General features: G+C 64.4%; 20 protein-coding genes and 1 tRNA gene. 8 read left to right on the top strand and 13 right to left on the bottom strand.

The annotated features are described in order from the left end of the window. Nucleotides 1-192: 192 nt before the first annotated feature. From pheT to hisN, 6 genes are all read right to left on the bottom strand, one after another. Entirely contained in the window at nucleotides 193-2598 is a 2406-nt protein-coding gene (gene pheT, locus QU44_RS12370) for a phenylalanine--tRNA ligase subunit beta (RefSeq protein WP_033922588.1), read from the bottom strand. Further along, nucleotides 2595-3686, bottom strand: coding sequence for a phenylalanine--tRNA ligase subunit alpha (gene pheS, locus QU44_RS12375; RefSeq protein ID WP_033922589.1), 1092 nt, complete (start codon nucleotides 3684-3686; stop codon nucleotides 2595-2597). Before pheS ends, pheT begins: the two co-directional genes overlap by 4 nt. A gap of 68 nt (nucleotides 3687-3754) precedes the next feature. Continuing rightward, nucleotides 3755-4384 carry a LysE family translocator gene (locus tag QU44_RS12380; protein WP_033922590.1) on the bottom strand — a complete coding sequence of 210 codons (630 nt, stop codon included), beginning with the start codon at nucleotides 4382-4384 and terminating at the stop codon, nucleotides 3755-3757. An 86-nt stretch (nucleotides 4385-4470) separates the two neighbouring features. Then, nucleotides 4471-4836 (bottom strand): 50S ribosomal protein L20, encoded by a 366-nt coding sequence (gene rplT, locus QU44_RS12385; RefSeq protein WP_033922591.1) that lies wholly within the window; start codon nucleotides 4834-4836, stop codon nucleotides 4471-4473. A 13-nt stretch (nucleotides 4837-4849) separates the two neighbouring features. Then, entirely contained in the window at nucleotides 4850-5053 is a 204-nt protein-coding gene (gene rpmI / locus QU44_RS12390) for a 50S ribosomal protein L35 (protein ID WP_033922607.1), read from the bottom strand. A gap of 119 nt (nucleotides 5054-5172) precedes the next feature. Continuing rightward, entirely contained in the window at nucleotides 5173-5961 is a 789-nt protein-coding gene (hisN, locus tag QU44_RS12395; protein WP_033922592.1) for a histidinol-phosphatase, read from the bottom strand. 106 nt (nucleotides 5962-6067) lie between these two features. Here hisN and QU44_RS12400 point away from each other — a divergent pair, with 106 nt between their 5' ends. The 4 genes from QU44_RS12400 (at nucleotide 6068) to QU44_RS12415 (ending at nucleotide 10191) form a co-directional block, all read left to right on the top strand. Then, nucleotides 6068-7126, top strand: a complete 1059-nt coding sequence (locus tag QU44_RS12400) for a phospholipase A (RefSeq protein WP_033922593.1) — start codon at nucleotides 6068-6070, stop codon at nucleotides 7124-7126. A 56-nt stretch (nucleotides 7127-7182) separates the two neighbouring features. Next, nucleotides 7183-7719 (top strand): peroxiredoxin, encoded by a 537-nt coding sequence (locus tag QU44_RS12405; RefSeq protein ID WP_033922594.1) that lies wholly within the window; start codon nucleotides 7183-7185, stop codon nucleotides 7717-7719. Nucleotides 7720-7915: 196 nt separating this feature from the next. Then, nucleotides 7916-8914, top strand: a complete 999-nt coding sequence (locus tag QU44_RS12410) for a GGDEF domain-containing protein (RefSeq protein ID WP_231621734.1) — start codon at nucleotides 7916-7918, stop codon at nucleotides 8912-8914. A 425-nt stretch (nucleotides 8915-9339) separates the two neighbouring features. Continuing rightward, complete coding sequence (locus QU44_RS12415) at nucleotides 9340-10191, top strand: SDR family oxidoreductase (protein WP_033922596.1); 852 nt, start codon at nucleotides 9340-9342, stop codon at nucleotides 10189-10191. Nucleotides 10192-10200: 9 nt separating this feature from the next. On the opposite strand, the gene QU44_RS12420 is transcribed toward QU44_RS12415, so the two are convergent. After that, on the bottom strand, nucleotides 10201-10827 hold the full coding sequence (locus tag QU44_RS12420; RefSeq protein WP_033922597.1) for a YbhB/YbcL family Raf kinase inhibitor-like protein: 627 nt from the start codon (nucleotides 10825-10827) through the stop codon (nucleotides 10201-10203). Nucleotides 10828-10840: 13 nt separating this feature from the next. Beyond that, nucleotides 10841-11515: a glutathione S-transferase family protein gene (locus QU44_RS12425; RefSeq protein WP_033922598.1), complete on the bottom strand. Its 675-nt coding sequence runs from the start codon at nucleotides 11513-11515 to the stop codon at nucleotides 10841-10843. 63 nt (nucleotides 11516-11578) lie between these two features. Between QU44_RS12425 and QU44_RS12430 the strand changes: the two genes are divergently transcribed. After that, entirely contained in the window at nucleotides 11579-12121 is a 543-nt protein-coding gene (locus QU44_RS12430) for a hypothetical protein (protein WP_033922599.1), read from the top strand. 108 nt (nucleotides 12122-12229) lie between these two features. Here QU44_RS12430 and gltB read toward each other — a convergent pair whose 3' ends face one another. From gltB to QU44_RS12455, 5 genes are all read right to left on the bottom strand, one after another. Continuing rightward, nucleotides 12230-16750 carry a glutamate synthase large subunit gene (gene gltB / locus QU44_RS12435; protein ID WP_033922600.1) on the bottom strand — a complete coding sequence of 1507 codons (4521 nt, stop codon included), beginning with the start codon at nucleotides 16748-16750 and terminating at the stop codon, nucleotides 12230-12232. Then, nucleotides 16747-17313, bottom strand: a complete 567-nt coding sequence (locus QU44_RS12440; protein ID WP_033922601.1) for a DUF2059 domain-containing protein — start codon at nucleotides 17311-17313, stop codon at nucleotides 16747-16749. The genes gltB and QU44_RS12440 overlap by 4 nt, the downstream gene beginning before the upstream one ends. Further along, on the bottom strand, nucleotides 17310-18758 hold the full coding sequence (locus QU44_RS12445; RefSeq protein WP_033922602.1) for an NAD(P)-dependent oxidoreductase: 1449 nt from the start codon (nucleotides 18756-18758) through the stop codon (nucleotides 17310-17312). Before QU44_RS12445 ends, QU44_RS12440 begins: the two co-directional genes overlap by 4 nt. 164 nt (nucleotides 18759-18922) lie before the next feature. Beyond that, entirely contained in the window at nucleotides 18923-19723 is an 801-nt protein-coding gene (locus tag QU44_RS12450) for an undecaprenyl-diphosphate phosphatase (protein ID WP_033922603.1), read from the bottom strand. A gap of 56 nt (nucleotides 19724-19779) precedes the next feature. After that, nucleotides 19780-20712, bottom strand: a complete 933-nt coding sequence (locus QU44_RS12455; protein WP_033922604.1) for a complex I NDUFA9 subunit family protein — start codon at nucleotides 20710-20712, stop codon at nucleotides 19780-19782. A gap of 155 nt (nucleotides 20713-20867) precedes the next feature. Between QU44_RS12455 and QU44_RS12460 the strand changes: the two genes are divergently transcribed. The 3 genes from QU44_RS12460 to QU44_RS17525 all read left to right on the top strand — a co-directional run bounded on the left by QU44_RS12460 (nucleotide 20868) and on the right by QU44_RS17525 (nucleotide 23259). Then, nucleotides 20868-20954, top strand: a tRNA-Leu gene (locus QU44_RS12460). Between the two features lie 69 nt (nucleotides 20955-21023). Then, nucleotides 21024-21692 (top strand): tyrosine-type recombinase/integrase, encoded by a 669-nt coding sequence (locus QU44_RS12465; protein ID WP_197054309.1) that lies wholly within the window; start codon nucleotides 21024-21026, stop codon nucleotides 21690-21692. Continuing rightward, complete coding sequence (locus QU44_RS17525; protein WP_052134792.1) at nucleotides 21640-23259, top strand: RHS repeat domain-containing protein; 1620 nt, start codon at nucleotides 21640-21642, stop codon at nucleotides 23257-23259. The genes QU44_RS12465 and QU44_RS17525 overlap by 53 nt, the downstream gene beginning before the upstream one ends. Nucleotides 23260-24133 lie beyond the last annotated feature (874 nt).

Below are 24133 nucleotides of genomic sequence, written 5' to 3' on the forward strand. Positions count from 1 at the left end.
AGCCAAGCTTCGGTATCCTTCTCCCGCCGGCGGGAGAAGGATCAGCAATTCGGGTCGGAAGGCTACAAAAGCTACACTACGTACCCCCCGGATTCGCCCCTTCCGCGACATAAAGCGCGATTCCGGGGGAAGGGAGGAGCGTGTTCATGCGGCAACCATAGCAAGCCCGGAGCTTGTAGGACAGCGCGCGGGTCAACCCCGCAACACCGCCCCCAGTTTCGCCGCCGCAGCCACCACCTTGTCCGCCACCGCCTTCAGCTCGGCATCGGTGAAGCTCTTCTCCCCCGGCTGCAACGTCACCTCGACCGCCATTGAGCGTTCGACGCCCTCGTCGGTCGCGCGCTCGAACACGTCGAACACCCGCGCATCGACGATCGCCGCCTTGTCGGCCCCCCGGATCGCGCGCACCAGATCGCCCGCCGCCAGCGCGGGCGCGACGGTGAAGGCGAAGTCGCGAGTCACCGCCTGCAACGCCGGCGGCGCGAACGCCGGGCGCATGAAGCCGCTCGCACGCTTGGGCGGCAGCGCGTCGAGGAACAGTTCGACCGCCGCGACGTCGCCGGCGATGTCGAACGCCTTGAGGACGCCGGGATGCAGCATCCCGAAGCGCGCCAGCACCGTCTTTGGCCCCAGCCGCAGCGTTGCCGACTGGCCGGGGTGCCAGGCATCGCCCGCCTCACCTCCTTCGGCCGTGCTCAGGACAGGCATCACCTGCAAATTCGCCACCGGCGCGCCTGCCGCCTCAAGCAACGCCAGCGCCTCGGCCTTGGCATCAAAGGCATCGAAACGCTGCGGCTTGCCCGCCTGCCAGCCGCGCGGGGTACGCTCGCCCGCCAGCACCAGGGTCAGCGTCGCGCGCTCATCGGGCGCGCCCGCCGCATCGGCGAGGTAGCGCCGCCCGACCTCGAACAAGCGAACGCTGCTCGCCCCCCGGCTGAGGTTACGCTGCACCGCCGATAACAGGCCGGGCAGCAGCGACGGGCGCATGACCTTCATATCCTCGCTGATCGGATTGGCGAGCGTCCATGCGCCGCCGCCGAACACCGCCGCTTGCGTCTGCGGAATGAAGCTCCACGTCACCGCCTCGTGCAGCCCGCGCGCCGCAGCCGATCGGCGCACCTTGCGCTCGATCTTTTGCTCGGGCGTGGCGGTTGGGCGCGCGACGCCGTCGGGGCGTGGCAGCGGCACCGACGGGACATTGTCGATCCCTTCGATCCGCACCACTTCCTCGACCAGATCGGCGGGGCCGTCGATGTCGCGCCGCCAGCTTGGCGGAGTCACCTGCCAATCCTCGGTGATCGCGAAGCCCAGCCGCGCCAGAATGTCGCGCTGGCGTTCGGGCGCGACCGACAGGCCGCCCAGCCGCTGCGCCAGCCCCGGATCATAGGCGAAGCTAGGCATCGCCAGCGGCGGCTCCCCGGCGCGGGTGACACCGCTGGCGGTGCCGCCGCACAGGTCGAGCACCATCGCGCAGGCAATCGCCAGCCCGTCGTCCAGGAACGCCGGATCGACCCCGCGCTCGAACCGCCCGCGCGCGTCCGACGTCAGGTTGAGCTTCTGGCCGGTGCGCGCGATCGCTTGCGGGCTGAAATAGGCGCATTCGATCAGCACGTCGGTGGTGGTGTCGGACACCCCCGAATCCTCGCCGCCCATGATGCCGCCAATATCGTGCACCTGCGAATCGTCGGCGATCACCGTCATGGCATCGCCCAGCGTATAGGTCTTGCCGTTGAGCGCGAGCACCTGCTCGCCAGCCACGGCGCGCCGCGCGACCAGTGCGCCCGACAATTTGGCGCGGTCATAGACGTGCAGCGGCCGCCCCAGATCAATCATCACATAATTGGTGATGTCGACCAGCGCCGAGATCGGCTTCTGCCCGATCGCCTTTAGCCGGCGCTGCATCCAATCGGGCGCGGCACGGTTGACGACCCCCGCCACCGATTGCGCGTAGAAAGCGGGGCAGCCCTCTACGTCGTCGGTGCGGACATCGGGGCCGGGGCCGGTCGTCGCGGGCGTGGGCACCGCGAGCGGCTTGAGCGTCCCCAGCCCCGCCGCCGCGAGATCGCGGGCGATGCCGCGCACCCCCATGCAATCCTGGCGATTGGGGGTAATCGACACGTCAATCACCGGATCGTCGATCCCGGCATAATCGGGGAACGACATGCCCACCGGCGCGTCGGCTGGCAGTTCAATGATGCCGTCATGATCGTCGCCTAGCTCAAGCTCGCGCGACGAACACATCATGCCGTTCGATTCGACCCCGCGAATCGCCGACACCTTTAGCTGCATCCCGTTCGACGGCACCACCGCGCCGGGCAGCCCGAGCACGCCGATCATCCCCGCGCGCGCATTGGCGGCGCCGCACACCACCTGCAAAGGCGCACCGTCGCCGGTATCGACCGACAGCACCTGCAGCTTGTCGGCCTGCGGATGCCGCTCGGCGGTGAGCACGCGCGCGATGCGGAACGCCGCCAGCGCCTCGCCAGGATTCTCGACGCCTTCGACCTCGAGGCCGATGCGCGTCAGCGTGACCAGGATCGTGTCGAGCGATGCGTCGGTGTCGAGATGCTCGCGCAGCCAATTCAGGGTGAACTTCATGCGCCGACTCCCCCGGCAATCGTGGGCACGTCGAGCGCGCCGAACCCGTAATGCTTCAACCAGCGCAGATCGCCGTCGAAGAACGCGCGCAGGTCATCCATGCCGTATTTGAGCATCGCCAGCCGATCGACCCCGGTGCCAAAGGCAAAGCCCTGCCATTCGTCGGGATCCAGCCCGCACGCGGCGATCACCTTGGGATGCACCATCCCGCTGCCCAGCACCTCCATCCAGCCGCCATTGGCATCGTCGCCCGATCCGCCGATCACGCGCTTGCCCTTTTCGATCGTGTAGCCGACATCGACCTCGGCCGAAGGCTCGGTGAAGGGGAAATAGCTGGCGCGCAGCCGCAGCACGATGTCGTCGCGCTCGAAAAACGCCTTGAGGAAGGTTTCGAGCGTCCATTTCAGATGGCCGAGCGTGATGCCGCGATCAATCACCAGCCCCTCGATCTGGTGGAACATCGGCGTGTGCGTCGCATCGCTGTCGCTGCGATAGACGCGGCCAGGCGCGATGATCCGAATCGGCGGCTTTTGCTGCATCATCGTGCGGATCTGCACCGGCGAGGTGTGCGTGCGCAGCAGCATCCGCTGGACGCCTTCGTCGGGGAAATAGAAGGTGTCGTGCATCGCGCGCGCCGGGTGCGTCTCGGCGATGTTGAGCGCGGTGAAATTATGCCAATCGTCCTCAATCTCAGGCCCGGTCGCGACCGCGAAGCCCAAATCGGCGAAGATTTCGGCCAGCTCGTCCATCACCTGGCTGACCGGATGGACGCTGCCGGGCGCGACGCCGCTGGCGGGCAGCGTCATGTCGAGCGTCTCACTCGCCAACCGGGCATCGAGCGCGGCACGTTCGAGCGCGGCCTTGCGATCGGCGATCGCGCCGGTCACCGCTTCGCGCAGCGCCTGGATAAGCGGGCCTGCGGTCTGGCGCTCGTCGGGCGACATGCCGCCCAGCGTCTTGAGCAACGCGGTGACACTGCCCTGTTTGCCCAGCGCCGCGACACGAACCGCCTCGATCGCATCAAGGGTATCGGCGGCGGTGATCGCGCCCAGCAGGTCGGATCGCAGTTGGTCGAGGTCGGTGGTCATGGCTTTCCGTTCACTATGCGTAAGGGCTCGAACCGCAGACGGGCGCGCAGGTCAAGCATTTGCGTCGATCAACCGCGGCTTCCCAGCAGCGCCGCGCCAAAGCCGATGAACAGCGCCCCCGTCACGCGGTTGAACAGCCGCTGCCGGTTGGCAGGTGCCAGCCAGCGCGACAGCGAACGCCCGCCGGTGGCATAGATGCCGAACCAAAAGACCTCGATCGCCATAAAGGTCACGACCAGCACGGCGAGCTGCGGCACGAACGGGCGGCTGACATCGATGAATTGCGGCAACAATGCTGCGGCAAAAACAATCAGCTTGGGGTTCGACAGCCCGGTGCCCAAGCCGGTGGCATAGAGCACGCGTAGCGACCGGCGCGTGGCGGGCATCGCCGCGCCTTCGCCCACGCCCACGCCCACCGGCGCGCGCCATGCCTTGATGCCGAGCCACAGCAGATAGGCGACCCCGGCATAGCGCAGCGCATCGAACAGCCCCGGCGATGCCTTTAGCAGCGCGCCCAGCCCCAGCGCCGATGCGACCAGGCAGATCAGGTTCGCGGTCATCAGCCCCGCCATCGATGCCAGCGCGCGGCGCGGGCCGTGCTGGATGCTCTGGACCATGACGTGCAGCATGTTCGGCCCCGGCGTCGCCGAGATCACGAAGACGGCGGTGACGTACAGCCACCAGGTTTTCATCGCCATGCTGCTCTCCCCCCGAAGCCGAAACGAAAAAAGGCGCCGGTGTTGCCACCGACGCCCCTTTACTCTTGATCGCGTGCCAGGTCGCCTCAGGCGGCCTGGGGCAGTGCCGCCTTCGCCTGCGCGATGATCGCGCTAAACGCTGCTTGCTCGTGCATCGCGATGTCGGCCAGGACCTTGCGGTCGAGTTCGACGCCCGCAAGCTTCAGCCCGTGCATGAACTGCGAATAGGTCAGACCCTCGGCGCGGACGCCGGCGTTGATACGCTGGATCCACAGGCCACGGAACGTGCGCTTCTTAACCTTGCGGTCGCGATATGCGTACTGGCCGGCCTTTTCGACTGCCTGGCGGGCGATGCGGATCGTGTTCTTGCGACGGCCATAATAGCCCTTCGCCTGATCGAGAATCCGCTTGTGCTTCGAACGGGTGGTAACCCCGCGCTTTACTCTTGCCATCTATCGGGCTCCCTTACTTCAGGCCGTACGGCGCCCACAGGCGCACGTGACCGGCATCGGCATCGGAGACGACCGAGGTCCCACGATTCTGGCGAATATATTTGGAATTGTGGCTCATCAGACGGTGACGCTTGCCAGCGACGCCGTGCTTGATCTTGCCGGTAGCGGTGAACTTGAAGCGCTTCTTCACACCGCTCTTGGTCTTCATCTTGGGCATTTTCGTCTCCTTGGGTCGACGATCGCGAATCGCCTTGGCAGCCCACACTGGCCAGGCGGTTCCTTCGAAATGATCGCGGAAGCGGCAGCGCCTAGCTTAAGGTGCGGGCGATTGCAACGTCAGTGTTGATGGCCCCGGCACCCTAGCGCATCGAGAATGTCGTCGATCCGCGCCGGATCGCCCGCCGCGATCACTTCGCCCGACGATCCCTTGTGCAGCGGATCGCCCGCCCAATCGCACATCCGCCCGCCCGCACCCTCGACCACCGGCACCAACGCGGCGAAGTCGTGCAGCTTCAGCCCCGCCTCGACCACCACGTCGAGATGCCCCGACGCCAGACAGCCGTAATTATAGCAGTCACCGCCGAGCACGGTGCTTTGCGTCTCGGCCTCCAGATGCTCGAACGCATGCAACTGGCCGTCGTCGAACAGCGCGGGCGAGGTGGTGGCCAGCAATGCCTGGCCCAGTTCGCGGCAAACCCGCGTCTTGGCGGGCACCCCGTTGAGCGTCGTGCCGCGTCCGACGACGCCCACCCAGCGTTCCTGGATGATCGGCTGGTCGATCACGCCGAGCACCGGCCAATCATCGACCAGCAGCGCGATCAGCGTCCCGAAAATCGGCCGCCCCGAAATGAACGCGCGGGTGCCGTCGATCGGATCGAGCACCCAGGTGCGGTTGCTGCTGCCCGCGCGCGCCTCCTCCTCCTCGCCGACGATCGCGTCCATCGGACGTTCGGCGATGATCAGCCGGCGCATCGCCGCCTCGGCCGCTTTGTCGGCGAGCGTCACCGGCGAGGCGTCGTCCTTCACCTCCAGGCCGTATGCGGCGCGATAAAAGGGGCGGATCGCCGCGCCTGCGGCATCGGCGAGGCGGTTGGCGAGATCGATGTCGGCTTGAGATACTGGCATGCAGGGTCACCTAACGCCCCGCCGCCGCCAAGACCAGACAACCAGCCCCAGACAAGCGCGGATATTTCAGACTCGCGCCGATCCCGGCGCAATGCCATGAAGCGGCATGCGTTTCGCTTTCGCTACGTTCGCTTTGTCCTGCGTCGCCGCGCCCGCCGCCGCGCAGATCCGCCCGGTCGCCGATCAGCCGGCCTCTGCCGATGCCGCGCAAGCCGGGGTCGATGTGTTGTTCGTCAACGACGGCACCGCCGCCGCCGATCCCAAACCGCCCGAGACGATCGAGGTCACTGCCGCCGACGGCACCCGCCTTCGCCTGCTGCGCGATACCGTGCCGGTGCCGTTCGTGGCAGCGGGCGGTTTCACCCGGCTTCGCTATCGCCCCGCCCCGCTCGACCTGGCCGAAGCTGCGCGCCCGACCACGCCGCAGCAGGACGAAATCGCCGCGTCGCGCGAAGATGTGGTGCTGGGATCGGCTGGCACCGCGTCGGGCATCCTCGATCGCTTCGCGCCCTATCGCCCGGTCTATGGCGCGTTCGGCACCGGCGATTCAGGCGGCAAGCTGCAACTGAGCTTCGCGTTTCAGCCGTTCGAGACCAATGGCGCGCTCAACGGCCTGCGCCTCGCCTGGACCCAGACGATGTTCTGGCGGATCGACCTGCCCTCTGGCCCGGTCCAATCGACCAATTACAGCCCCGAGGTGTTTTACGAAGTACCGCTGGCGCAGGATAGCGTCGCCGCGATCGGCTATGCCCATGATTCGAACGGGCGCGGCCCCGCCGGCTCGATCGACGTCAACCGCGTCTATGCTCGAATCGCGCACCGATTCGACCTTGGCGATCGCTGGTATGCCGAAGTCGCGCCGCAGGCCTGGTTCTATGTCGGCGCGCGCGGCCGAACGCGCGACCTGGATCGCTATTGGGGCTATACCTCGCTCGCCGCGAGCATCGGCCAGACCGACGGGGTGAAGCTGATGCTGACCGGGCGCGGCAATCCCGGCACCGGCAAGGGTGCCGCCGAACTCTTTGCTTCCTATCCGATGGCGCGGCTTGGCGGCGGGCTTGGCCTCTATATTTTCGGGCAGGGCTTTACGGGCTTTGGGGAAGTGCTGGACGACTATCGCCAGCGTGACAGCCATGTACGACTTGGTGTCGCGCTTACCCGCTGATCGACTTGCGGCGTTGCCCGCGCTAGCCTCCGCAATAATCTTCTGGAGGAATCATCATGCGTGCAGCTTCGATCTTCGCCGCCCTTGCCCTGACGCTGGCGATGCCGGCCTCCGCCGCGCTCGCGCCGGGCGCACAGGCCCCCGATTTCGCGACACAAGGCGCGATGGCGGGCAAGGTGTTCAACCTGCGCCTGTCGCAGCAATTGAAGCGCGGGCCGGTGGTGCTGTATTTCTTCCCCGCCGCCTTCACCTCGGGCTGCAATGCCGAAGCAAAGGCGTTTGCCGACGCGGTTGCCGATTTCAAGGCAGCGGGCGCCACCGTGATCGGCATGTCGGCCGATGCGATCCCCCAGCTCCAGAAATTCTCCACCGAATTATGCGCGGGGAAATTCGCGGTCGCAACCGCATCGCCCGCCATGTTGAAGGGCTATGACGTCGAACTTCGCCGCCCGGGCGGGGCCGCGATCAGCAACCGCACCAGCTATGTGATCGGTCGCGACGGTAAAATCGCGTTTGCGCATAGTGACATGAGCCCGGTCGATCATGTCCGCACGACGCTGGCAGCGGTCCGCAAACTGCAACCCAAGCGCTAAGGCAATAATGGTCCACATTAGGGGCGTTGCTCAGGCATTATTAGCAATGTTGCGATAAGGGGGACTGGCCATAGGGTCATGCCCCCTAGCGGCGTGCGCTCGAATGACGAGGAACCACGAACCGATGCCCCCGGCACTTGCCCCTATGGCCGACAGGAAGACGATTGGTCCTCGTGAGGTCTTTGATCGCATCGGAATGTTTCTTTTCGATCAGCGGCTTGAGCCAAATCCGGTCAACTACGCCTTTGCCTATCACCTGGTTACCGATCCGCAGGGGACGCTGGCGACGGCGGTGGCGGCACTCATCGATGGCGGCGTTCGGCTGACCCAGCGCGACATCGAGGCGCTGGGCGTCGACCTGAGCCCGAGCGTCGCGCGCGGCACCGAAGAGAACGACACGAGCGCGGTGGCTGCGCGCAATGCCGAAACGCTGATGGCCAAGACCGAAATGCAGGTCGCGGGCTTCGCCGACATCATGACGACGGTGCGAACCGAAACCCGCGATTTCAGCCGCGACCTGGCGGCGAGCGTCGATGCAATGGAGCGTTCGCGCGAGGGGTATGAATCGATCAGCTTTCTCGACGATGTGACTCACATTACCGCGACGATGATCGGGCGGGTCCATGCTGCCGAGCGACAATTGGACCAGGCGCACCGCGAAACGCAGGAATTGCGCCAGATGCTCGAACAGGCGCGCGGCGATGCGCTGTGCGATCCGCTGACCGGCCTGCCCAACCGCCGGGCGTTCGAACAGGCCTTTGCCGAAGCGCTCGCCAAGGGGCAGCCCGCCTGTGTCGCGATCTGCGACGTCGATCATTTCAAGACCGTTAACGATCGGTTCGGCCATGCGGTGGGCGACCGCGTGCTGCGCGCGATCGGCCAGACGCTGGCGCAGACCTGCAAGGGGCATCTGGTCGCGCGCTATGGCGGCGAGGAGTTTGCCCTGCTGTTTTATGGTCCGCTGTCGAGTGCGATCGCCACCGTCGATGCGGCGCGGCTGGAGGTTGGGCAGAAACGCTATCGGTTGCGCGAGACCGATGTGCCGCTGGGCGAAATCACGATTTCGGTCGGCGTGACCCCGTTGGCCAAGCAGGAACATGCGACCGACGCCTTCCAGCGCGCCGATCGGCTTTTATATGCCGCCAAGGACGCGGGCCGCAACAAAGTGCTGTCCGATAGCGAAACGCACTGCTGATTGGGGTTTTTCGCTATTCGCAAATAGCGAAATTTACCAAGCCCTTCGAAGACTAGCCCAAGACCCACGGTTTTTCGCCAATTCTGCAATTGGCACGCCTCATGCAAAGACCCTGATATCGGCAGCCGGATGGTCCGGCCAAGCCAATATCAGGGAGTTTTCACCATGTCGCTTCGTCTCGAAACCATCCAGCGTTCGGCCATCTCGTTCGTCGGCGCACTGCTGTTCACCGCGATGCTGGTCGCAGCATCGGCTCCGTCGGTCACGCTGGTTTGAGCGGCGTGACCCCTACCCCAGGCTTGTCGCCTGGCGCGCCGGTTTAAGCCCCCGCCGGGCCGACCGGCGTCGCCAGTGACAAGGGCCGGCACCAAGGAACGCCCCCAGTTTCACCGGTTGAGCGCTTCGACCCGCAGGACTTCGAAGCGATGACCGACACGATCCCGATGATTCATGAAGACGCGCTGCCCGGCCATGAAAGCGCGCTCGACCCCAAGCCGCAATGGCAACCGCGCTACCCCGGATCGGGCCGGCTTTCGGGCAAGGTCGCGATCATCACCGGCGCCGACAGCGGCATCGGCCGCGCTGTCGCCGCGCTCTATGCCCGCGAAGGTGCCGACGTCGCGATCCTGTATCTGAACGAACATGACGATGCCGAGGAAACCGCGCGTATCGTCCGCCACGAAGGCCGCCGCGCGCTGGTGATCGCTGGCGACATCGGCGAGAAGGCGTTTTGCGACGAAGCCGTCGCGCGCGTGGTCGCGACGTTCGATCGCATCGACATCGTCGTCAACAATGCCGGCGAACAGCATCCCGACAAGGACATTGTCGACGTCACCGAACAACAGCTTCGGCGCACGTTTCAGACCAATATCTTCGGCATGTTCTTCATGGTGCAGGCAGCGCGCCCATATCTCAAGGCGGGCGCGGCGATCGTGAACTGCACGTCGGTGACGATGTATAATGGTGCCAAGGATCTGCTCGACTATTCAGCGACCAAGGGGGCGATCACCGCCTTCACCCGCAGCCTGTCCGAAAACCTTATCGCCGACGGCATCCGCGTCAACGCGGTGGCGCCGGGGCCGATCTGGACGCCGCTCAATCCGTTCGGCGGGGCCGATCCCGAAAAGCTCAAGACCTTCGGCGAAAAGACCCCGATCGGTCGCCCCGGCCAGCCCAACGAAGTCGCGCCGAGCTTCCTGTTCCTGGCGTGCGAGGATTCGAGCTATATGTCGGGACAGGTGCTCCATCCCAATGGCGGGATGATCGTAAACGGCTGATCGACGCGATCACGCCGCTGCGGGGACGGCCTTGCCCACCAATCCGGTGGGCTGGGCCTCCCCGCGCGAATAAGTGCCGGTGAGCAGCCCCGCTGCCAGCACCCGCCCGCGCATCGCCTTCAGCATCGCCGAGCGGTTGGGATTTTCCTTCAGGTCCGGCCCTTCGGACAGCGCGAAAAGCTGAAACGCATAATGATGCACGCCATGCCCGGTCGGCGGGTCGGGGGGCAGCCAGCCTTCGGCGAAATAGCTGTTGCGCCCGACATCGCTGCCATCATCGGCATCGCGGCGCTTGTTAGCGATGATCGCGCCCTCCTTCAGTTCGCCATCGCCCACCGGCAAATCCCACACCACCGCATGCACCAGCGGCGACGGGGTCGGCGCGTCGGCATCCTCGACCAGCAGCGCCAGCCGCACGGCCCCCGGCGGCACATCGGTCCAGAACAAGGGCGGCGATACCCCCTCGCCATCGGCGGTGAATCGTTCGGGCAGCCGCGCGCCATTGGCGAAGGCGGGGCTGGCGAGGCGGATCGATTCGAAACTGCCAAGCTCGCCTTGCGCGATCGCCAGCTTGTCCTGCCCCGCGCGCAAACCGCTCAGCGCCTTGCCCAGCCAGTGCGGCACATGTTCGAGCATCGCCCTTCCCTCCTTACAGGTCGAGTTTCTCGTAATCGGCGTGCGGACTTACGACTTCCATCCGCTCGGCGAGCAGCGGGCGAAAGCTCGGGCGGCTCTTCATCCCCGCATACCAGCGCTTGGTTGGTATATGGCTCTTCCAGTCGATACCGCCCAGATAATCAGCGATCGAAATCTGCGCCGCCGCTGCCAGATCGGCCAGGCTGATCGTCGATCCGGCAATCCATTTGCGATGGTCGAGCAGGTAATCAATATAATCGAGGTGCGAAACCGCCGCCTTCATCGCTTCGCGCAACCGCCCCGAATCGGGCGATTCGCGCAGCACCAGCCGCTTTTCCATCCGCTCCTTCAGCAACGGCGCGGTGATGTCGCGATAGAAATGGGTGTCGAACCACGTCACCAGCCGGCGGATTTCGGCGCGATCGGCGGCGGTGCCGTTGATCATCGCGCTCTTTTCGACCGTCTCCTCGAAATATTCGCAAATCGCCATCGAATCGATCATCGGCCGGCCCGGCCGGTCGCGATGCACCATCACCGGCGTCTGCCCGGCGGGATTCATGTCGAGAAACTCGTCGCGCCGAAGCCAGGGCGATTCGCGCACCGGCTCATAGCCCACGCCCTTTTCAGCCAGCAGTATCCGCACCTTGCGCGAAAAGGGACATAGGGGGAATTGATAGAGTTGCCACATGCCCCGGTGTTAGGAGCGCGAGCCGCGAGGTGGAAGGGGCTAGATTCGAATGGACGCACGACAATGACGATCCTGTGGCTGGCGGCGGCGATCGTCGTGGCGATGCTGCTGCGCCATCCGATCGCGGTTGCGGTCGCGCTGGTGCTCGCGGTGGTCAGCGGCACCACCTTTCCCGACATCGATTTCTGGCTGCCGTTCGGCCATCGCAGCGGCATGACGCACAGCATCGCGCCGCTATTGCTGCTCGCCTATCATCCGCGCCTGCGCGGGGTGGCCGCCGGGCTGGCGATCGGCATCGGGCTGCACCTTGCCGCCGATTGCTTCCCCAATGCGATGCGCGGCTATGCCACGATCAAGCTGCCCTTTGCCGGATCGATCGGCAGCGCCGCTTCCTATGGCTGGCTGGGGCTCAACGCGCTGGCGGCGCTGGGAATCGGCGCGGGAATCGCGGTGCGGCTGTTCGATACGCTGGTGCTGGCGGTGACCGCCATTGCGGTGGCGGGCATCGCGGTCGCCTATCTGGCGGTCACCGATGGCGGCTGGCCACCACTGGCGCTGTTCGCGGCGGCGGGGTGGCTCACCCACCGCCGCCGCCCCGGCTGGTAGTGCTGCGGATTTTCGTCATTCCCGCGCAGGCGGGAATCCATATTCCAGTGCAGTGATTATAGATTCCCGCCTGCGCGGGAATGACGTTTGGTAGGTCCGCCGCCAGGCCTATTCCGCGGCCACCAGTTCGGGCGCGCTGCGGTCGTCGATCGGCACTGCCAGCCGCTCGAGCATTTCCTTTGGCACCACCTGCCAGAAATGCCCGCGCACCCGGTCCCAATCGTCGAGCAGCCCGCCCGACCATTTGCTGTCGGTCGCATCATGATGCGCCGCGATCAGGTCGCGCAGCACGCCTTCCCAATGCGCCGATGCCAGGCGATTCCAAACGATGCTCTCAGGGTTGGCGCGCTCGCCGAAGCGGTTTTCGGGGTCATAGATGAACGCCATGCCCCCGGTCATGCCCGCCCCGAAATTATGCCCGACCTTGCCCAGCACCACCGCGACGCCGCCGGTCATATATTCACAGCCATTCGCGCCGCATCCCTCGACCACCACTTCGGCCCCCGAATTGCGCACCGCGAAGCGCTCGCCCGCCTGGCCCGCCGCCAGCAGCCGCCCGCTGGTCGCGCCGTACAGCACGGTGTTGCCCAGGATCGTATTGTCCTGGCTGGCCAGCGGCGATGACACCATCGGCCGCACCACGATCCGCCCGCCCGACAGCCCCTTGCCGACATAGTCATTGGCATCGCCGAACACTTCGAGCGTCACGCCCTTGCACAGAAACGCGCCCAGCGACTGGCCCGCGCTGCCGCGCAGCCGGACATGGACATGCCCATCGGCGAGTTTCGACATGCCGAAGGTGCGCGTAATCTCGCTCGACAGCCGGGTGCCGACGGCGCGGTGGGTGTTGCGCACCGAATAGGTCAACTGCATCTTCTCCCCGCGCGAGAAGACTGCGGCGGCGTCCTTGATCATCTGGGCATCCAGGCTGTCGGGCACCGCGTTGCGGAAGGTGCTCAGGCTGAAGCGCCGCTCGGCATCGGTGGCATCGACCTTGGCCAGGATCGGGTTCAGGTCGAGATCGTCGAGATGCTCGGCCCCGCGACTCACCTGGCGCAGAAATTCGGTGCGCCCGACCAGATCGTTGAGCGTCTTCACCCCCAGCCGCGCCAGGATTTCGCGCACTTCCTCGGCGATAAAGGTCATCAGGTTGATGACCTTTTCGGGCGTACCGGTGAACTTGGCGCGCATCTTCTCGTCTTGCGTGCACACGCCGACCGGGCAGGTGTTCGAATGGCATTGGCGCACCATGATGCAGCCCATCGCCACCAGGCTGAGCGTGCCGATGCCGAATTCCTCGGCCCCCAGGATCGCCGCGATCACGATGTCGCGCCCGGTCTTCAGCCCGCCATCGGTGCGCAGCGTCACCCGCCCACGCAAATTGTTCAGCGTCAGCGTCTGGTTGACTTCGGACAGCCCCATTTCCCACGGCGTGCCGGCATATTTGATGCTAGTCTGCGGGGAAGCGCCGGTGCCGCCGACATGGCCGGCGATCAGGATGACGTCTGCATGCGCCTTGGCCACGCCCGCCGCGACGGTGCCGATGCCCGCCGACGACACCAGCTTCACGCACACCCGCGCGCGCGGATTGATCTGCTTGAGATCATAGATGAGCTGCGCGAGGTCCTCGATCGAATAAATGTCGTGATGCGGCGGCGGGCTGATCAGCGTCACCCCCGGCGTCGCGTGGCGAAGCTTGGCGATGAACTCGGTCACCTTGAAGCCGGGCAATTGCCCGCCCTCACCGGGCTTGGCACCCTGCGCCACCTTGATCTCGATCTCGTCGCAGGCGTTGAGATACTCGGCGGTCACGCCGAAGCGCCCGCTGGCGATCTGCTTCACCCCCGAATTGGCGTTGTCGCCATTGGCATAGGGGGCATAGCGCATTTTGTCCTCGCCGCCCTCGCCCGACACCGCCTTGGCACCGATGCGGTTCATCGCGATCGCCAGCGTCTCATGCGCCTCGGGGCTGAGCGCGCCAAGCGACATGCCCGGCGTCACGAAGCGCTTGCGGATTTCGGTGATCGCCTCGACCTGTTCGATCGCGATGCCTTCGCGCGGGAAATTAAATTCGAGCAAGTCGCGCAGATACACCGGCGGCAGATCGCGCACCCCGCGCGAGAACTGCATATACGTCGAGAAGCTGTCATTGCCGACCGCGGTTTGCAGCAGATGCATCAACTGCGCCGAATAGGCATGGGTCTCGCCCGAATGGCGCTGGCGGTAAAAGCCGCCGATCGGCAACGTCGTGACCGCGCTGTCGAACGCCGCCTCATGCCGGTCGGTCGCGTTAACATAGAGCGAGGCATAGCCCTCGCCCGAAATCTTGGCGGGCATGCCGGGAAACAGATCGGCGACCAGCGCGCGGCTAAGCCCCACCGCCTCGAAATTATAGCCGCCGCGATAGCTGGAGATCACCGCGATCCCCATTTTCGACATGATCTTGAGCAGACCCTCGTCGATCGCGGTGCGATGCCGCGCCAGGCACTGATCGAGTGTCAGGTCGCCGAACAATCCGCGCCCATGCCGATCGGCAATCGCGGCTTCGGTCAGATAGGCGTTCACCGTCGTCGCGCCGACGCCGATCAATACGGCGTAATAATGCGTGTCGAGACATTCGGACACGCGCACATTGACGCTGGCGTAAGAGCGAAGCCCGCGCCGGACGAGGTGCGTATGCACCGCCGCGGTCGCCAGCACGCCGGGAATCGCCACGCGATCCTTGCACACTGCTTCGTCGGTCAGGAACAATTCGGTCTTGCCCTCGCGCACCGCCTGTTCGGCCTGCGCGCGGATGTTGGCGATCGCCGCCCGCAGCGAATCGGGGCCATTGGCGGGCGAGAAGGTGCAGTCGATCATCGCTGACAGCCCGCCGAAATGCGCCTTCAGCCGATCCCATTCGGCGCAGGTGAGCACCGGCGAATCGAGCACCAGCACGCGCCCGCGCGCCGCTTCGACATCGAGGATGTTGGCGAGATTGCCGAACCGGGTCTTGAGCGACATCACATAGCGTTCGCGCAACGGGTCGATCGGCGGGTTGGTGACCTGGCTGAAATTCTGGCGGAAGAACTGGCTGATCAAGCGCGGCTGGTCGCTGATCACCGCCAGCGGGGTATCATCCCCCATCGAGCCGATGGCTTCCTTGCCCATTTCGACCATCGGCGCGAGGATCAGCTCCATATCTTCAAGCGTCTGGCCAGCCGCCACCTGCCGCCGCGCCAGTTCGGCGCGAGCATAGCGGCACGTGCTGGCAGGCACTTCGGGCAGATCGTCGATCGACAGATAGCCGCCGATCATCTCGGCATAGTCATGCTCGCCGGCGATCCGATCCTTGATCGCGCGATCATGATACAGCTCCCCCGCGTCGAGATCGACCGCGATCATCTCGCCCGGCCCCAGCCTGCCCTTTTCGAGCACCGAGGATTCGGGCACCGGCACCATGCCCGTTTCCGATCCGACGATCAGCAACCCGTCCGAGGTGCGGGTATAGCGCAGCGGCCGAAGCGCATTGCGATCCAGCCCCGCCACCGCCCAGCGCCCGTCGGTCATCGCCAGCGCGGCGGGGCCGTCCCACGGCTCCATCACGCTCGCCAGATAGGAATACATGTCCGAATGCGCGCGCGGCAGGTCGCTTCGGCCCTGCCATGCTTCGGGCACCAGCATCAGCTTGGCGGTGGGCGCGTCGCGGCCCGAGCGGCAGATCGCCTCGAACGTCGCATCGAGCGCGGCGGTATCCGACGCGCCCGCCGGGATCACCGGCTTGATGTCCTCCGAATGCTCGCCGAACGCGATGCTCGCCATCTTGATCTCGTGGCTGAGCATCCAGTTCTTGTTGCCGCGGATCGTGTTGATCTCGCCATTATGCGCCAGGCAGCGGAACGGCTGCGCCAGCCACCATTGCGGGAAGGTATTGGTCGAATAACGCTGGTGAAAAATCGCGACCCGGCTCTCGAACCGCTCGTCGAGCAGATCGGGGTAGAAGAGCGACAGGCTCTCGGCCAGGAACAGCCCCTTGTAGATGATCGAGCGGCACGACAGCGAGCAAATGTAGAAACCGCTGATCTGCGCGGCGATCACCTGCCGCTCGATCCGCCGGCGAACGAGGTACAGGTTCTTTTCGAACTCGGCGGCGTCAGCCTCGTCGGGCATTGGCCCCGCGATCATGATCTGTTCGATCTCGGGCCGGGTCGCCTGCGCCTTCATGCCGATCACCGACACATCGACGGGAACCTGCCGCCAGCCATAGATGGTGTAGCCGGCGTCGATGATGACGCTTTCGACGATCGTGCGGCAGGTCTCCTGCGCGCCAAGATCGGTACGCGGCAGGAACACCATCCCCACCGCCAGCCGGTTCGGGCGCACCTTGTGGCCCGAGGCGATCACGGCATCATCGAAGAAGCGCAGCGGCAGGTCGACATGCACGCCCGCGCCGTCGCCGGTCATACCATCGGCATCGACCGCGCCGCGATGCCACACCGCTTTCAACGCATCGATCGCCGATTGCACCACGCGGCGCGACGCCTTGCCATCGGTGGCGGCGACGAGGCCGACGCCGCAGGCATCGCCCTCATATTCGGGGCGGTACATGCCGTGTTCGGCCAGGCGGAGGCGTTCGGTTTCGTTGGTCATTCGCTGGACCCTTCGGAATTAGAGGGCAGCATCACGCGCTGCGCACGTTCAATGCCGGCGCGCCCGGCCTCGGCACCGGCGACGCGGCCAAGCTCCTGGCCAACGGCGATCATCTTGCGCTGAAGTTCGGGCATCACCTCCAACGCCTTCGCGCCGGGCCCGGTGGCATAGAAGGCGCTGATCGCCTCCAGTTCCTCGACCGTCATCGCTGCAGCATATTCAGCGGCGGCGCGCGCTTTGATCGGCGCAAATTGCTTGGCCATCGACGCCATAAACTCCTGCGCCAATATCTGGTTCAGGCGGTCACGGCCACCCTCGCCCTTTTCGATCAGCATTGCCATCGTATCGCGCGTTTCGGCACGGGCTTCGAGCATCGCTACCACGCTCTCGGCGAAACCCGGTGCCATTGCCTCGAATTGGCGCCGCAGTGTCGCCTCGGTATCCATCTTATCAAGCAGCCGCTGTGCTGCCGCCAGTCGCGCGGAGTCGGCGGGCTGCGAAATCTGCGCTGCGGCGGGCATCGCCGCCGACAGCGATACCGCAATGAGCCAGGCGCGCTTCACGCCGCCACCTTCTCGGCCTTCGCCTTTGCCTTCAACCACGCATGCATCCGCTCGCTCACGTCGCGGCCATCGCGGATCGCCCACACCACCAACGATGCGCCGCGCACGATGTCGCCCGCGGCGAACACGCCCTCCAGGCTGGTCATCATCGTCTTGTTATCGACGCGGATCGTGCCCCAGCGATTGACGCCGAGTTCGGGCGCACCGAACATCGCGGGCAAATCCTCAGGATCGAAGCCAAGCGCCTTCACCACCAGATCGGCCTGCAGCACCATTTCATTGCCCGGATCGGGCTCGGGCGAGCGGCGCCCGGTGGCATCGGGCGCGCCCAGCCGCATCCGAGTCGCGCGGACGCCCGAGACCCGGCCTTCGCTGGCCGCTTCGAATGCTTCGGGGGCCGAGAGCCAGACGAATTCGACGCCTTCCTCCTCGGCATTGGCGACTTCGCGCTGGCTGCCGGGCATGTTGGCGCGGTCGCGGCGATAGAGGCACTTCACCGATGCCGCGCCCTGGCGGATCGCGGTGCGGACGCAATCCATCGCGGTATCGCCGCCGCCGATCACGACGACATGCTTGCCCGCGGCATTCAGGCTGCCATCGTCCCAGGCGGGAACCGTGTCGCCAAAGCTCTTGCGGTTCGACGCGATCAGATAATCAAGCGCCTCAACCACGCCTTCGCTGCCGATGCCGGGGGCCTTGATCGCCCGCGCCTTGTACACGCCGGTTGCGACCAGCAGCGCATCGTGGCGCGCGCGCAATTCGTCCATCGTCGAGTCGCGACCGACCTCGAACCCTTCGTGGAACACGATGCCGCCCGCCTTCAGCCGCTCGATCCGGCGCATGACGACTGGCTTTTCCAGCTTGAAGCCGGGTATGCCATAGGTCAGCAGCCCGCCGGCGCGATCATGCCGGTCATAGACATGCACCTCATAGCCATAGCCGCGCAGATATTCCGCCGCCGACAGCCCCGCCGGCCCAGCGCCGATCACGCCGACCGACTGGCCACGCGCCGGACCCGGCACCAATGGCTCGACCCAGCCTTCTTCCCAGGCGGTGTCGGTGATGAACTTTTCGACCGACCCGATCGTGACCGCGCCATGCCCTGAAAATTCGATGACGCAATTGCCCTCGCACAGCCGGTCCTGCGGGCAGATACGACCGCAAATCTCGGGCATCGTCGAGGTGGCGTTCGACAGCTCATACGCCTCGCGCAGCCGCCCTTCGGCAGTCAGGCGAAGCCAGTCGGGGATATGGTTGTGCAGCGGGCAATGCACCGAACAATAGGGCACGCCGCATTGCGAACAGCGTCCCGCCTGTTCCTCGGCCTTGGGGACCGCGAACCGATCGGCGATCTCCTGAAAGTCCTTGTTGCGGGCGTCGGCGTCGCGCTTGGCCGGATAGGCCTGGTCGGTGCCGACGAACTTCAGCGTCGAGCCGGTCGCCATGGGCATTTCCTATATGGTTGCTTGGCGCGTTGCATATAGTCGCCATGCGCCGAAGTCACGCACAAATACGCCGTTAAGACACCAATGCTTACCTATTATTTTGCAAACGCCTGAAACCCCGTCATCGGTCTGCGTTTGACCCTGACATAATGGCCGTATCGGCCCTACCGCGCCAGCAGCCAGATCAATGCCGCCGAGCCCACCACGATGCGATACCAGGCAAAGGGCGCAAAGCCGAAGCGCGACACGACTTTCACAAATGCCTTCACCACCACCAATGCGACGATGAACGCCACGGTGAACCCGATCGCGATCGCCAGCAGGTCATCGGCGTTCAGCAAGGCGCGATCCTTGTACAGCGCATAGACCGTCGCGCCGATCATCGTCGGCACCGCCAGGAAGAAGCTGAACTCGGCGGCGGTCTTGCGCTCGACCCCCATCAGCAGCGACCCCATGATCGTCGCCCCCGATCGGCTCACGCCCGGCAGCATCGCCAGGCACTGCACCAGCCCGATCGCCCCCGCCGTGCTGGCGGGCAGCGCCTCGACGCTTTCATATTTGACGATCTTCACCGCACGCTCGATCGCCAGGATCGCAATGCCGCCGACGATCAACGCCACCGCCACCACGATCGGCTGCTGCATCACCGCGCGGATCGATTCATAGGCGATCACGCCCAGCACCACCGCCGGCGCAAACGCCAGCAGGATGTTGCGGGTAAAGCGCCACGGCCCCGGCTCGCGCCGCAACATGCCGGTGCCGACATCCCAGAACCGCCGCCAATAGGCGATGATGACCGCCAGGATCGCGCCCAATTGGATCGCGATCTTGAACGCGATCGATCCCTCCTCGGTAAAGCCCAGCAATTCGCTGGCGAGGATGAGATGGCCGGTCGACGACACCGGCAGAAATTCGGTCAATCCTTCGATCAGCCCCAACAGGATGATCGTCAACAGGTCTTCCATAACAAGCCCTCTGGCCGGTTGCCCGGCCCTAAGGGCCGCAGGCGGGTTGCAGATGTTTAGCTGGCGACCTTGTCGCCAAAGCGTCCGTTGCGGCGATATTGCACCAGCCAGCCGGGTGCCACCGCGCCCAGCGGCGTCGCGGCAACGCCCAGCGCCGCCAGCCCCTTGGCACCCCACGCAGCGACATTGTCGCGCTGAAGCATCAGCCATTGATCCTTGGTGATCGGCGCGCCCGGCAGGAAGCCCAGGCTGGCCATCATCGACCCCACCGCATCGGGCAAAGCTGGCATCGGCGGGGTGCGCCCGATCTGCTCGCCGATCCAGCGATGCAATTCGGCCATTGTCAGCACATCGGGGCCGCCAAGCTCATAGGTCTGGCCGCCATGCACGCCGGGATCGGCCAACGCGGCGGTGACCGCCTTGGCAACATCGCCGACATAAACCGGCTGGAACCTGGCCCCGCCCTTGAGCACCGGCACCACCGGCAGGCTGGCGATCATGCCCGCGAAGCGATTGACGAACTGGTCCTCGCGGCCAAACACCACCGACGGGCGAAGGATGGTCGCGCCGGGGAAGGCCGCCAGCACCGCCTGTTCGCCCTCGGCCTTGGTGCGGCCATAGAGCGAGGGCGATTGCGCATCGGCACCGATCGCCGAAATCTGCACGAACGCCGCTGCACCCGCGCGCGCCGCCGCCTCGGCGATCGTCCGCGCACCATCGACATTCACCCGGCGATACTCGGTGAACGTGCCCACCAGATTGACGACCCAATCAGCCCCCTCGACCGCGCGAGCGATGCTGTCGGGCTTGGCGATGTCGGCAGCGACGAACTGCGTCTGGCCCAGGCCGCCCAGCGGCTTCAGGAAAAACGCGCTGCGCGGGTCACGCTGCGCGATCCGCACCCGCGCGCCACCAGCCAGCAATTCCTGCGCGACATACCGCCCCAAAAACCCGCCGCCGCCCACCAGCGTTACCAGCTTGTCCTTCATCGCCCGTACCTTCTCGTTCGCCAAAGCGCGGCTTGGCCTTCCGTGAAGCCGCCAAATGCCCCGCCGCGCGCCAAACGGCAAGCGATGACCGCCCTTTCGCGATCATCAGTTGACAACCCCTTCCCCCCACCCCTAAAGGCCGCGTCCTACCCCGTGCCCAGATGGCGGAATTGGTAGACGCACCAGCTTCAGGTGCTGGCGCTCGCAAGGGCGTGGAGGTTCGAGTCCTCTTCTGGGCACCATCGCTTCCTCCGGACATGTCCATAATTGTCCGGAGAAGTCCCGAAAATCAAAGGTTTTTGACGGTTGGCGTGTCCACCCGCATCCGGTCAAATTCGTTGCAATTGACGGTATCCGACGGTATTTTTGACGGTATCGAAACCGACAAAAAAGGTGGCGCCATGCTTACCGATCTGGCCGTCCGAAAGGCAGTTGCACGCGACAAGCCCTACAAGCTTTCCGATGGTGGCGGGCTATACCTGCTGGTCACAAAAGCCGGTCAGCGGTGCTGGCGGGTCGATTATCGCTTCGGCGAAAAGCGCGCCACGGCAGCGCTCGGGGTCTATCCCACGATCACGCTGGCAGAAGCCCGCGCCAAACGCCTCGAAATCAAGAAACAGATTGCCGATGGCATGAACCCGTCGGCCAAGCGCAAGATCGACAAGATCACCGGACCGCTGGCCAACGTGAACAGCTTTCAGGCGGTTGCCGAAGAATGGCTCGACAAGGCCCGCCGCGAAGGCCGGGCCGAAGTGACCCTGGGCAAGCTGAAATGGCTGCTGGAGTTCGCCCACCCCATAATCGGCGCACGCAAGGTTGGTGAAATCAAAGCGCCCGAATTGCTGGCGGTCCTGCGCGCGGTTGAAAAGCGCGGCCACTATGAGACCGCGCGGCGGCTGCGCAGCACCTGCGGGCAGGTTTTCCGCTATGCCATCGCCACTGGCCGCGCAGACCGCGATATTTCAGCTGACCTATGGTGATGGGTTCTTCGTCACCTATGACTATGACACGGTTGGCGCATTGACCTTCATCCGCGAAAATGGCGGCCTCGCCCTGGCGAGGTTTGACTATGACGCCCTGGGGCGGCGCAGCACGTTGACGCGGGGCAATGGCACGGTGACGCGCTATGGATATGACGCGGCGTCGCGGCTTTCGTCGCTTGGGCTCGATCTCGCCGGCGGGGCGCAGGACCTGTTGCACAGCTTCACCCATAATCCCGCCGGCCAGATCGCCAGTCGCACGCAGTCCAATGCCGGCTATGCCTGGACCGGGGCGGTGAATGCCAATCGCAACTATGCGGTCAATGCGCTGAATCAATATACCCAATCAGGGGCGGTAGCGCTTGGTTATGACGGACGCGGCAACCTGACCCAGTCGGGAAGCACTACCTATAGCTACACGCTGGAAAATATGCTGGCGACGGCGCCTGGTGCCAGCCTTGCCTATGATCCGCTGGGCCGGTTGTTCAACGTCAATGCGGGATCGGCGAATACCAGCTTCACCTATGACGGTGCCGATATGCTGGCCGAGACGAACCAGCTCAATGGGGCGATGCTTCGCCGCTATGTCTATGGGCCGGGCAGCGACGAGCCGCTGGTGTGGTATGAAGGCGGGGAGCGCCGCTATCTCCACGCCGATGAGCGCGGATCGGTGGTTGCGTTGACCAACGACACTGGCGCTGCGATTGCAACCAACAGCTATGACGAATTCGGCATTCCGGCGGCGGGCAATATCGGCCGGTTCCAATATACCGGCCAGAAATGGATCGCCGAGATCGGGCTATACGACTATAAAGCCCGCATGTATTCGCCAACGCTTGGCCGCTTCCTACAGACTGACCCGATCGGCTATGGCGACGGGCTGAACTGGTATGATTATATCGGTGCGGATCCAATAAATAATACTGATCCTAGCGGCTTGTCACAATGTCCAGCCGGAACTTTGTGCGCAGGTATTGATTTGCCCCAGCAACCTAATCCCCCTAGAAACCGAGGCGGTGGTGGGGGGATTTTCATCAATCCGTTTCCCCTCGTGAAAGGTTTCGTGTGTCTGGTTATCCGGTGCAATAAGAAAAGGTCAGTGCCGGTTGCTACACCCACTCCGCCTCCCACACCCGAACCTGCCGCGCCGCAGAATGAAATGCCCACGGGACGTCTCCTTATCGTAAGCAAGGAGACTCTCGCTCAATTCTATCTTTCAGGGATTGGCGGCACTATCTGCCTGTCAGGAAACCAGTTCCGGAATGCCTTGAGCCAATTCAAACCGGCAACGGATAAAATCCCACTCTCTACCGGAGGCTACGCTCGTGGCGGAAACTCATATGGATCGTCATTAGGTTATGCCTTAGGTGGATTTACAATTTTATATAATGCAAGTGGCAAGCCAGTTGGGTTGAGGGATTCTTACGATTTCAATAGCATGGATTATGGAGACCGCGATGGAACATCGTCTTGGCTATATCCGCGAGAAAACACGACCAGAGCGGTAGGCGCATTAGGAGATTTGCTCGGCGCCCAGACATTCGATATAAGGTATCCATGCTCATGAGGCATTTGTTATGGATAGTGCTAGGGTTTCAACTTGCTGGATGCTCAGAGAGAACCAGCACGCAAACATTTGTCGCCGAATCTGGATTGGGCATTTGTTCGACGGCTATCTTGACAAAAGTGCAACCCAGGAAACCGCAAGAGGATGTTGATTACATCTACGCTGTTCACCTCGATAAGATCAGCGGATGCGCCGCCTTGAGTCGAGTGTCTATCGAGCACAGCGGATATGCCTGTCAGTTGCATGATGAAGGCGTGATTTGTTCAAAGGTTTTTGACGACGGTTCAATTGCTGAGATTCACCTGAATCGGGATGATCTATATTTTAGTCGGCGACACAATAGGTAATTCTATGTAATTCAGATAGCTCATATATAGTCGCATGGAGGTCAATATTGGTTTTCAAAAATCGCCACTTCAATGGTTTCAACATGTTTTGAATAGGCGGTCTTGGACCATTTCTGCCGCTTCACCCTCTCATCAATAGCCCCAACCTGCGCCCCGTCGCGCAGGCCGAGGGCCTCGGTGAGCTTTCCCGGCTGTCGGTGTAGAGGCCGGCATGGGACCGAGCACGGCTGATGGCGACATAGGCCGCGCGGGTATCCACGGTGTTGGTGCGGAACGACTCAAGATGCGCCATCCCCCCGCTCGGCGGTCGCCCCTTGCGCGGCATGGATCGTCCGCACCCACCCGGCGTGGACGTGGCGATCGCTGAGGTGGCGCAGGTCGAGCATCTGGCGCTCGCCATCGTCTTTCTCGGCGACGACGCTTTATCACCAGCAGCGATACAATATCACGATAGCGGCGCACGCAAGCGGCTGACCTATGGCGATGGGTTCTTCGTCACCTGGGCACTTCCAATAACCCCTCGACAT

It is taken from the genome of Sphingomonas sp. 37zxx, from assembly GCF_000786205.1.
In the GTDB taxonomy this organism is placed as follows: Bacteria; Pseudomonadota; Alphaproteobacteria; order Sphingomonadales; family Sphingomonadaceae; genus Sphingomonas.